Below are 11,665 nucleotides of genomic sequence, written 5' to 3' on the forward strand. Positions count from 1 at the left end.
AATGATTAACTATAACTCTATAAAAGTAACAGACTATGAAACGATGGATTTTGATTGGTATGGTCGTAGCTTCCGGTATGACTGTACAGGCACAAAACAAATTATCCGAAAAGTTTCCTTATCAGGATACAAGTTTAACTGCAGAAGAACGGGCGGATGATTTGCTCAAAAGATTGACTTTGGAGGAAAAGGCTTCATTGATGATGAACGGTTCTCCGGCTATTCCCCGATTATCGATCAAAGCGTATGGTTGGTGGAATGAAGCACTTCATGGTCTCGCACGTACAGGATTGGCTACAGTATTTCCACAGGCTATCGGTATGGGAGCATCATTTGATGATAGTTTGTTGTATGAAGTCTTTACGGCAGTATCTGATGAAGCAAGAGCAAAGAGCCGGAGATTGGATAGTAAAGGAAATCTGACACGTTATCAGGCACTTACAGTGTGGACTCCTAATGTGAATATTTTTCGTGATCCTCGTTGGGGACGTGGACAGGAGACGTATGGAGAAGATCCCTATTTGACTAGCCGTTTGGGAGTTGCAGTAGTCAATGGTTTGCAGGGACCCGATACAGCACGATACAATAAACTTCACGCTTGTGCAAAACATTATGCTGTACACTCGGGACCGGAGTGGAATCGGCATAGTTTTAATGCTGAGAATATTTCTCCACGAGATTTGTGGGAAACTTATCTTCCCGCCTTTAAAACCTTAGTTCAGGAAGCTAAAGTGAAAGAAGTGATGTGTGCTTATAACCGTTTTGAAGGTGAACCATGTTGTGGAAGTAATCGTTTGCTAACTCAGATTTTGCGTGATGAATGGGGCTTCGACGGAGTCGTTGTTTCAGATTGTGGGGCAGTATCGGATTTCTGGCAAAAAAGAAAGCATGAGACACATCCTGATGCTGCCAGTGCTTCGGCAGATGCTGTCTTAAATGGCACGGATGTTGAGTGCGGAAATAACTATAAATCCTTACCGGATGCAGTAAAGGCTGGATTTATCACTGAGAATCAAATAGATATTTCAGTAAAACGCTTGTTGAAAGCTCGTTTTGAGTTGGGAGAAATGGATGAGAATGTCTGGACAGGGATTTCTTCGGATGTTCTGGACTCCCCCAAACATCGCCAGTTGGCATTGCAGATGGCACGTGAAACCATGACATTGTTGCAAAATAATAATAATATACTTCCATTGAGTAAACAGGCAAAAATAGCATTAATAGGTCCTAATGCAAATGATTCGGTTATGCAGTGGGGAAATTATAATGGGCTACCTTCGCATACCATTACTTTGCTTGAAGGTATGCAGCGTTATCTGCCAACTTCTAATCTTATTTATGAACCGGTTTGCGGACACACGGATAGTACTTTGTTCATTAGCTTATTTAACAAATGTTCTACTTCGGAAGGAAACGGTTTTCATTCAACATATTGGAATAATAATACCTTTACAGGGGATGCTGTTACGGAAGTGCAGCAATCCACCCCATTCTTATTTAATACCAATGGGGCTGCTCCTTTTGCACCGGGAGTTATTTTAAGAGGATTTTCTGCTGAATATCGTTCTGTATTTCATCCCGAAAAAACAGAAGACGTTGTTTTTCGTATTCAGATGCGAGGCGCCTATGAACTTTATATTAATGGTAAACTGGTTAAGGAAGACGAAGGAGCCGTGAAACAAATGACTTCCATTTATATGTTGAAGGCAGAATCAGGAAAGTCTTATGATATTTTATTAAAGTATCGTCATTTTGACAAAACGGCAAATCTTAGTTTTGATATGGGAGTAAATGCTCAGATAGATGTGAAAGGATTGTTGGAGCGTATCAAAGATGTAGATGTAGTTATCTTTGCGGGTGGTATCTCTCCGGCACTGGAAGGAGAAGAAATGCCTGTTGATGCAGCTGGTTTCAGGGGAGGAGATCGCACCGAAATCGAGTTGCCGGCTGTACAGCGACGTGTTGTTGAGGCTTTGAAAACTGCTGGAAAACGGATTGTGTTTGTTAATTTCTCCGGTGCAGCTATAGCTTTGGAGCCGGAAAGTCAGAATTGTGAGGCTATCCTGCAAGCATGGTATCCTGGGCAAGCTGGTGGTCAGGCTATTGCCGAAGTTTTGTTCGGTGATTATAATCCGGCTGGAAAATTGCCATTGACATTCTACCGCAATCTGGCGCAAATTCCGGATTTTGAGGATTATAATATGACCGGAAGAACCTACAGGTACATGAAAGAGACTCCTTTATTCCCATTTGGTCATGGACTTAGTTATACTACATTCAAATATGGAAAGTTAAAAATGAATGATGATAAAATTGCTGCCGGTCAAAATCTGAACGTGGTGATTCCTATAACTAATACAGGAAGTCGGGATGGAGATGAAGTGGTACAGGTCTATCTTAAAAAAATGGATGATACAGAGGGACCGGTTAAAACGTTGCGTGCTTTTAAGCGTGTGCGTATTCCGGCAGGAAAGACGGTTGAGGTTAAATTTTCTTTGGATGATACCCAGTTGGAATGGTGGGATGAACAGAGCAATACAATGAGAGTTTGCCCGGGAAATTATACTGTTATGGTAGGAGGTACTTCCTGTGAGAAGAGTTTATTATCACGGGCATTTACCATTCGGTAAAATTATGGAGAGATGATAGCTGAAATATTCAACTATCATCTCTTTTATTCTCTTTGTATTCCGAAGGTGTCATTCCCATTTGTCTTTTGAAACACTTTCCAAAATATTTAGGATCGTTGAAGCCTGTCATGTAAGCCACTTGTGAAAAGTTATATTCTCCGCTGTCTATTAATTGTACGGCACGTTTAATCCTGATTTCGCGTATGAAGTCCACGGGAGACAGACCGATAATGGATTTTAGCTTCTGATAGAAGACAGAACGTCCTAAATTCAGTAACTGGGCAAATTCGTCGACTGTAAGTTCTGAGTTTTCCATTTGTTCTTCCATTACTTGCATCACTTGCTGCATGAACTGCTCATCGTATGAAATGATCTGAGGTTGCGAGGGGGTCAGTTTCTCTTCCAGAGTGGTTTCCTGGGTATTGTTTAATTTTTCCGACCATGCTTTCCAGTAGATTTCCTGCAATTCTTTACGTTGGTGAAGCAAAGACTTGATACGGATTTTTAGATACGTTGCACTGAAGGGCTTGGTGATATAATCGTCTATCCCTTGTTCCAGTCCTGATATGCGATCATCCAGTGATGATTTGGCAGAAAGCAGAATGATAGGTATGTGACATATTTCTCTGTTCTCCTTAATATTCTTTACCATATCAAGGCCATCCATAGCAGGCATCATAATGTCACTGATAATCAGATCGGGAATATATTCCCGGGCTTGGTCCAATCCTTCTTGTCCATTGGTGGCGGTGATTACCCGGTAACTTTCTGACAAGATATCTGATAAGAAGTTTCTTAGCTCTACGTTATCTTCGACAATTAAGATGGATATGGGGTCTTCTTCATTCGATATCTGATTCGGTTCATTGGCTGTCTCTGAAGGAGTAATGTCAGCCATTGAAGCTATTTCAACCATGGATCTTATTTCATTTTTCTTTTCAGCGGGGACTGAATTTCCGTCATTCAATATAAATTCTGTATTTTCTCTTCCCTCATAAACTTTTTGATTCATTGGTAATATAACGGTAAACTCGCTACCTACACCGGGTTGACTTTTTACTTCAATGTTGCCACAATGTAGTTCTATCAGTTCTTTAACAAGTGATAGTCCTATGCCTGACGAGGGCTGCAATATATTGAATTTTACCAATGTTTCAAAGCGTTGGAAAAGTGTTTGCTGTTTTTGAAGATCAATACCAATGCCTTCGTCTTTTATAGAAACAATTAATCTGCTACTTTCTACATTGGCAATGACGGTGATAGACTTATTGGCCGGAGTGTACTTGAATGCATTGGATAGCAAATTAAAAATGATTTTTTCAAACTTATCCTGATCGATCCAGGTTTCTATAGCTTCCTGGTTTGTTTCCAATTGGTAATTGATATTCTTTTCTTCGGCAATAAGGCGGAAGTTATCCATTACTTTTTGTAATAGGCTGAGGACGTCTGTCTTTTCCAGCAGCACTTTCATTTTTTTATTCTCTATTTTCCGGAAGTCCAATATCTGGTTTACTAAATGCAACATACGCTCCGTATTCTTGTGCACCAAGGTTAAATGTTTACGGGCATTGGCTGTGAGAGTTTCGTGTTCCAGAACTTCAGTAACCGGACTGGCTATGAGCGTTAACGGAGTACGTAATTCATGCGAAATATCGGTGAAAAAACGCAATTTTATATTTGCCAGTTGTTGTTCAAGATTTATCTGATGACGCAACCGATATATGTAGAGAATGATATAGACGATAGTTGCTGTGGATAACACGAATAATACGACATACAGAATCCATGCCCAGTATGTCTCCCAAAAGGTTGGAAGTACGGTTATGGGTAGGGTACGTGCTTTTTCCATCCATACTCCGTCGCTGTTGGTGGAACGTATCTGTAATTCATATTCTCCCGGAGGCAGGTTGATATAGCTGGCTGAACGGCTGTTATCCACTTCATTCCATTTTTCTTCCAATCCTTTCAGACGGTAAGCATAGCTGATTGATTCCGGCGCTACATAATCCAAAGCTGCAAATTGGAAAGTAACATTGCGCTCGGATGGTTTCAGCCGTAGTTCTTTCAGATCATTGATATCTAAATTCTGGGAGGTTCCTTGTATTTTAAACCCGGTGAATACAATGGGAGGGGCATAACTACTTTTCTGAAGATGTTCGGGACTAATTTTGAGTATTCCGATATCTGTTCCTAATAGCAATTGATTATTTTCCAGCACAGGAGCTGCCTCTGTAAAGTAAAGCTCTTGTTGCATGTACTTTTTATCATAATATTCGAATGTTTCCTTTTCCGGATTGAAACGGGTAAGTGCATTTTCCGAAATTACCCATAGGCTTCCTTCTTTATCTTCTATCATAGACTGGACGAGGTCAGATGGTAAACCATCTTTTGTCGTATAAGGTTTAAATTCGATGTGTTCACTTAATAGATTTTCAGAAAGGACTTTATTGATTCCTCCGGTAAATGTAAGAATGTAAGTTGCTTTCCTGTTATCTGTGTAGACATAGGTAACATCATTGCTGCTGAGGCTGGATACTTCATCTGGATGGCGTAGATTTCTATAGAAACAGATATCTTCCGGTTGCTTAAATTCACTGGAGAAAGTCAACAAGCCCTCCGTAGTGCAGACAAGAATGGCATTATTAACTTCGGTGATGTAACGTACTTTGGTAAAATGGTTTTTAGGGTATTCCTTCAGCTGATTATCATTATGTATGAAACGAATTTCTCCTTCAGCTGTTTCCTCTAATAAATTTAGCCCTCCACCATAGCAACCTATCCAGATTCGTTTCTGGTGATCTTGATAAATACTGTAAATACTATTATAGCTCAAACTATACGGATCGTCTTCCTGGTGAGTAAATTGACGTATCTGAAAATGATCTTTGCTGTCTCTTGTTAATCGGAAAAGACCATCCAATTTACTTCCCATCCAGATGATTCCATTTTCATCTTCCATAAAACAATAGATGTTCTTTTGGAAAGATATGGGTTGTGAACTGATGGTACCTTCAGGGGTCAGATATCCTTTCAAACTTCCATCCGGCTGATAAATTCGTACATATCCTTTTTTGCTGGCTGTCCAAAGCTCATTTTTTTCGTCTATCAGGAAAGCGCGTGTCTCAAAACCGGTATCCATAGCTTGCAGAGAGCATGCGTATGTAGAAAATGAGATTTTTGTAACATCCCAGTGATTGCATATCCAGAGATTGCCCTGTCGATCTAAAAAAGAGTTCAGAATAACGGGGGTGAATTTTGTATCAGGATTATTATAATCAGTATAATAAGATTTCAGTTGTTTGTTTTTTCGGTCATAATAAGAGAATCCACCTCTATGTGGGACCATCCACAGTGTTCCTTGCTTATCTTCAAATATCAGGTCGCGGCTTAAGCGTTCGGCTTTCGGCAGGTCTTCTTTCGGAGTAATATAATGTTGCTTCTCTTCTGTTTCTAAATTGTAACGCACTACTCCGGGCATATCGGAGTATAGCCATAATTCTCCGAAGCTATCTTTGAATACAGACAAAACTTCGATGGAGGGATTAGTAGGAGTACGGGGATCTATTAACCGGTATCTTTGATCTTTTGCAAAGTAAATATAGAGTCCGTTGTCTGTGCAAAGTCCTATGCTGTCTTTTCCCAGTCTATTGATAGAATTGATAGTATTGGAGGTTGAAAAGGGCATTTCATGAAATTGAAGTTGCTGTGTCTGGGGAAGATATATTACTAACTGGTTGTTGGCAGATACCAGGTATATATTGCCGTTATCTTCTTTGATATTCTTGAATGGAATATCGGATTCTATTTTCTTTTTACCAATGATAGAAACTCCTTTGTTGGTTAATATCCACTCGTCACCATCGCTATCTTGAAAAATGGTGATTATTTGATCTCCTTTCAGATTCTTCTCTTCGATATTATATAAGGTTATTCCTTTTCCTTCCTGAGCCTTGTATGCTTGTTCGTCGATGCGGAATGCTCCACGGTCACATACGATCCAACTTACTCCTTTAGGTAGTGCATAGACATTCTGCACAGCGTAGGTCTGCTGTTTGGGGGCTTCGTAAGGACGTAAGATGTCTATGAATTTCTCTCGGCGGCTATCGAATAGATAGACTCGCGAGTCATAAGTCTGACACCAGATGTCACAGGTTTGTGTCTGTATGATTTTGGCTATGCGGTTACTGGTTAAGGTACATCCGTCTCCCGGAAATGCTTTATAGTTTTTGAAAGTGTATCCGTCGAATTTATTTAAGCCATTCCAAGTGGAAAACCAGATAAATCCTTTGGAATCTTGCAGGATGTTGGTGACAGACCTTTGTGCCAATCCGTTATAAGCGGAGAAACGTTGAATTTGACAAATTGGTTGTGCGATGGCTACACAAGGGATAAAAAGACAAATCAATATTAAATAATGGACTTGAAATATAATGCACTTTTTCATAGTATTGACTAATTTGTAACTGCTTTGCAAAGATATAAATTATCTGTTTTACTACTATGTATTCTAATAGTAAATGTGGGTGGATTTTCAGCACTTCGGTAAAGGAAGTATGGATGTGGAATTATTATATAGCATATGTGGAATATTTGTTTCCTTAGGTATATTATCGGGCTTGTGGCTACCCAGAAAGCTGTTTTTAAACATTGTGAACATTCGTTTCCACCTATTGCGATAAATTTTCCCCCTTTAACTAAATACCTTTTCGGACTTTTGTATCAGAAAATCTAAGTGATATTTTTTAGAATTAAATACTATAACTATGGAAATGAAAAATATAGTGATGATTTTTTCCTGCCTTCTTGAAACTGAAGTTAGGAGATCAGAAATAAAGGCGTTACTTTCAATCAATGCATCTTCTTTATGTTGGCAATATTCATCGTCTTGTTGGTGATAAATATTCTGTTGAATCTCTTCAGTGTAGCTGCCGAAAGTTGCTGTTTTACAACCTGTGATGAATTTAGATACTATTATGTTATACTTTAAATGAAAATACTAATGAACATGAATCTTTTTAATTTAAGTAGAGGGTGTATTTACGTTGTATTTTTAGTTCTTTTTGCATTTTTGGGATGCTCTGAAGAGTTGGTTGAGAAGAGAATGGCAGAATCTTCCACCCGAAGTATTACCTCTGTTGATGAGGCTTTAGGAGATTCTTCTATCATCGATCCTGTCTGTGATTATGAACTAGTAGATGGTACTGATTTACTTCTGTCTATCGCAATGGTAAAGTTTAATTGTTCAGAATTATTAGGAGTGGTGAGTGCATATCCGACATTAAATGAAGAAGGTCAATATACTCGAAGATATTATAAGGATGGAAAATATAGAATTCAATTTGGTGGCACTGGAATTTATTGGGGCGAAGATCAGATCGTTGAAGAACAATTACCTGTTTATCCTGCTAATAAGATTCGTGTACCTGCCAATGAAGAAAAATTTGATTATTTAAGTTTTAAAATAATATTGAATGGTGGTCCCGATAGATGGGAGGGTAAAGCGCAATGTATTTATATGAGATATATGTTGTGTTATTTAGATTATACATATAGGTATGTCACCCTTTATAATTCGGAAGATGATCCTCAGCATTATAGCTGCACTATTCAGTTACCTATTTATACGTATAATATTACCGGATATATAAGTATTGATGATTGCCGTTTTTCGGAAGATAATCGAGATTATGGACCAGCTTATTTCTGAATGAGAGTTTATGAATAATTTAATTATATTGTTTAACCAAGTAATGCTATCATGAAACAAAAAAATGGAAAGATGAAGAGTAGATTACTCCTATTATTGGCGTTGTTATTAATGGTGCCTGTCGGAGTGTTTGCTCAAAACATTACAGTGAAAGGTACTGTGACAGACTCACAGGGGGAGACGGTTATCGGTGCCACTGTAGTGGAAAAAGGTAATACTTCCAATGGTGTTACCACTGATTTAGATGGTCACTTTACGTTAACTGTCGCTAAAGGTAAAAAACTGGTGATTTCCTATATCGGTATGGAAACCCAGGAACTGGATGCCGTTGCCGGTAAAGAACTAAAAGTTGTCTTGAAGGATGATTCACAAGCACTTGATGAAGTGGTTGTTATTGGCTATGGCAGTAAGGCGAGAAAGGATTTGACGGGTTCCGTCGGTTCTGTTTCAGGTGCCAAATTGGCTGCTGTTCCTGTTACTTCAGCTGCTGTAGCTCTGCAAGGTAAGATTGCTGGTGTACAGGTAACCACGGTCGATGGTGCTCCGGGAGCTGATATCAATATCCGTGTGCGTGGAGGTACGTCCGTGACGCAAAGTAATGACCCGCTTTATATCGTAGACGGTTTTCAGGTAGACAATATTAATGACATTCCACCGACGGACATTGCTTCCATCGATGTGTTGAAGGATGCTTCTTTGACTGCTATTTACGGTGCAAAGGGTGGTAATGGTGTTGTAATTGTGACTACGAAATCTGCTCAACAGGGTAAGATAACTGTAGGTGTGAATGCTCAAATGTCAGTAAGCAAGCTTTCTAAAAAACTTGATTTGATGGATGCTTACGACTATGTACAGTATCAATATGACTGGGCAGCTTCAAATGGCGGTATGCGTAGTGGTCCAGCTAAATATTTTCGCGCTAACTTTGGTAATCCGAACGACTTGGATTTATATAAGTATGCTCCTACTCATGACTGGCAAGATCAGGTAATGGGAGAAACTCCGTTGAACTATTCTACTAATGTAACAGTTGGTGGTGGTTCCGAGAAGTTCCGTTTCAATACTTCTTTGACTCAATCGGAGGATAAAGGTATTATTTTGGGGTCCGGTGTTCGTCGTACTAACTTGAACGTTAAAATTAATGCTCAGTTAACCAAGAACTTGACATTAACAATGAATCCTCGTTTTACATATCGTCGTGACACAGGAGCCGGTGGCGATAAAGTCGGTAGCGGTGGTATTATTGATGTATTACGCTATCGCCCCTCAAATGGTTTGCGTGAATTTGCAACCTGGGATCCGGCAACAGTTGATCCGGACGATGAAGCAATCTTCGCTTACACTAATCCGAAGAGCGATATCGGTCAGAATGTAAAGTTGAAGCATGCTTACAGTTACACTAATCAGTTCTCTTTGGATTGGAAACCTATCGAAGGTTTAACACTTCGTACCGAAGCTGCTCATTCTATCCAATTTTCTGATGAAAATAACTTTTTCGGTCGCTTGACCAAAACAGGTCAGGATAATTCGAAAATGCCGGTTGCTGAAATTAAAGACAAGCGTAAAGAGTCTTATACTTGGATTAATACTGCTAATTACTCGTTTAAAACAGGACAACTTCACAACTGGTCTGCATTGCTGGGGTCGGAAATTCATCATACTCAGACCAAAGAGAACTATCAGAAGAATCGTTATTTCCCTCAAAATATTGAAGCTGATCGTGCTTTGAACAATATGGCTTTGGGTACACCGTGGGAATCAACTTCTTCACTTTCTACTCCAAACCGTACGGCTTCTTTTTTCGGTCAGATAAACTACAACTATGACCACAAATACTTGATTGCCGCAACAATGCGTGCCGATGGTTCTACTAAGTTTGCTCCGGGTAATCAATGGGGGTATTTCCCCTCTGTTTCAGGCGCTTGGGTACTTTCCAGAGAAGGCTTTTTGGAAAATAATGCGCTAATCAGCAATTTGAAACTGCGTGCTGCTATTGGTTTGGCTGGAAATAATCGTATTGACGATGACCAATGGCGTTTCTTGTATTCGGTAAATGCAACTGGTGGTCCAGGCTTTGGTGAAGCAACTCAATATGGCGAACAATGGTTTAGTGTAAGCGATGGGAAAAAATTTCCCAATACAAAAATCAAGTGGGAAACAACCCTAACTCGCAACGTGGCATTGGATATCAGCCTCTTTGGTGATCGTTTGACCATTACTCCGGAGTTCTATTGGAACACTACAAAAGATTTACTTTATGAGTCAGTTATACCGTCGACCATGGGATTCACTAAGCAGATGCAGAACATCGGCCAGGTGACGAATAAGGGTATTGAATTAAGTATTAATGGAGATATTCTTCGTGGTAAGGATTATGTGTTGAGCGCTAACTTTACATTCGGTATGAACAAAATGAAAATTGATAAACTGAATGATACCGATGATATACTTTGGATTTTGGATGACCGTTGGAAACCTGATTATGATAACTATTGCTTGAGAGTGGGTGATCAAGTTGGTCTGATTTACGGTTTTGTCTATGATGGTCTCTATAGTCCGGATGAATTCTATTTCGATCCTACTCAGAACTTCTTGGCTGTTCCGAATGAAGGTACTGTTATTAACACTATCTATCAGGATTCTAATTCGGGTGCAGCAACATTGCCGGGCAAGATTAAATTCAAAGATTTGGATGGGGACGGTCAGATAACAGAAAACGACCGTACTGTGATTGGTAACACAACTCCAAAGTTCCAAGGTGGTTTCGGTTTGAGTGGTCAATGGAAGAATTTTGACTTTACTGCCAACTTTAACTACATGGTTGACTTTGATGTTTATAATGCTACTAATTACATGCTTTCTTCATCTATCAGTAATACTAATAATTTCTACAACGTATTGGCAGACTTTACACAAAAAAATCGCTGGACTTATGTACGTGCGGATGGTGAATGCCTGTATAAAAATACTAACATTGATGGGTCGGTTAACGAATATATTACGATGAATGCCGGTAAGTCTTTGTGGAATCCGGCAGATGTGGAAGATAAGGTAACTCACTCTTACTTTGTAGAAGACGGTTCATTCCTCCGTTTGCAAGACGTAACAATCGGTTATACATTGCCTAGTAACCTGACTAAGAAGTGGGGGATGTCGAAGGTTCGTTTCTATGCCAGTGCTTCCAATCTTTTTATCCTGACTGGTTATTCTGGTTACGACCCCGAAGTAGATGTACAATCAGGTTTGACTCCTTCTATGGACTACAATCGTTACCCACGTAGCCGTAGCTTCGTATTTGGTACCAACATTACATTCTAACATTAAAAAT

The 11,665-nt window shown here is 39.5% G+C and carries 4 protein-coding genes; 3 read left to right on the forward strand and 1 reads right to left on the reverse strand.

From position 1 onward, the window contains the following. Positions 1-35 precede the first annotated feature (35 nt). Complete coding sequence (gene xyl3A / locus VYM24_RS11145) at positions 36-2,630, forward strand: xylan 1,4-beta-xylosidase (RefSeq protein WP_330942144.1); 2,595 nt, start codon at positions 36-38, stop codon at positions 2,628-2,630. Positions 2,631-2,658: 28 nt separating this feature from the next. On the opposite strand, the gene VYM24_RS11150 is transcribed toward xyl3A, so the two are convergent. Continuing rightward, positions 2,659-7,074, reverse strand: coding sequence for a hybrid sensor histidine kinase/response regulator transcription factor (locus tag VYM24_RS11150; RefSeq protein ID WP_330942145.1), 4,416 nt, complete (start codon positions 7,072-7,074; stop codon positions 2,659-2,661). 555 nt (positions 7,075-7,629) lie between these two features. Between VYM24_RS11150 and VYM24_RS11155 the strand changes: the two genes are divergently transcribed. Then, entirely contained in the window at positions 7,630-8,337 is a 708-nt protein-coding gene (locus VYM24_RS11155; protein ID WP_330942146.1) for a hypothetical protein, read from the forward strand. 51 nt (positions 8,338-8,388) lie between these two features. Continuing rightward, positions 8,389-11,655: a SusC/RagA family TonB-linked outer membrane protein gene (locus VYM24_RS11160; protein ID WP_007215326.1), complete on the forward strand. Its 3,267-nt coding sequence runs from the start codon at positions 8,389-8,391 to the stop codon at positions 11,653-11,655. Positions 11,656-11,665 lie beyond the last annotated feature (10 nt).

It is taken from the genome of Bacteroides sp. MSB163 (genome assembly GCF_036416795.1).
In the GTDB taxonomy this organism is placed as follows: domain Bacteria; phylum Bacteroidota; class Bacteroidia; order Bacteroidales; family Bacteroidaceae; genus Bacteroides; species Bacteroides maternus.

Bases quoted from the DNA above. Each gene is read 5' to 3' on its own strand.
- xyl3A (WP_330942144.1), top strand. From the start codon at position 36: ATGAAACGATGGATTTTGATTGGTATGGTCGTAGCTTCCGGTATGACT.
- VYM24_RS11150 (WP_330942145.1), bottom strand. From the start codon at position 7,074: ATGAAAAAGTGCATTATATTTCAAGTCCATTATTTAATATTGATTTGT.
- VYM24_RS11155 (WP_330942146.1), top strand. From the start codon at position 7,630: ATGAACATGAATCTTTTTAATTTAAGTAGAGGGTGTATTTACGTTGTA.
- VYM24_RS11160 (WP_007215326.1), top strand. From the start codon at position 8,389: ATGAAACAAAAAAATGGAAAGATGAAGAGTAGATTACTCCTATTATTG.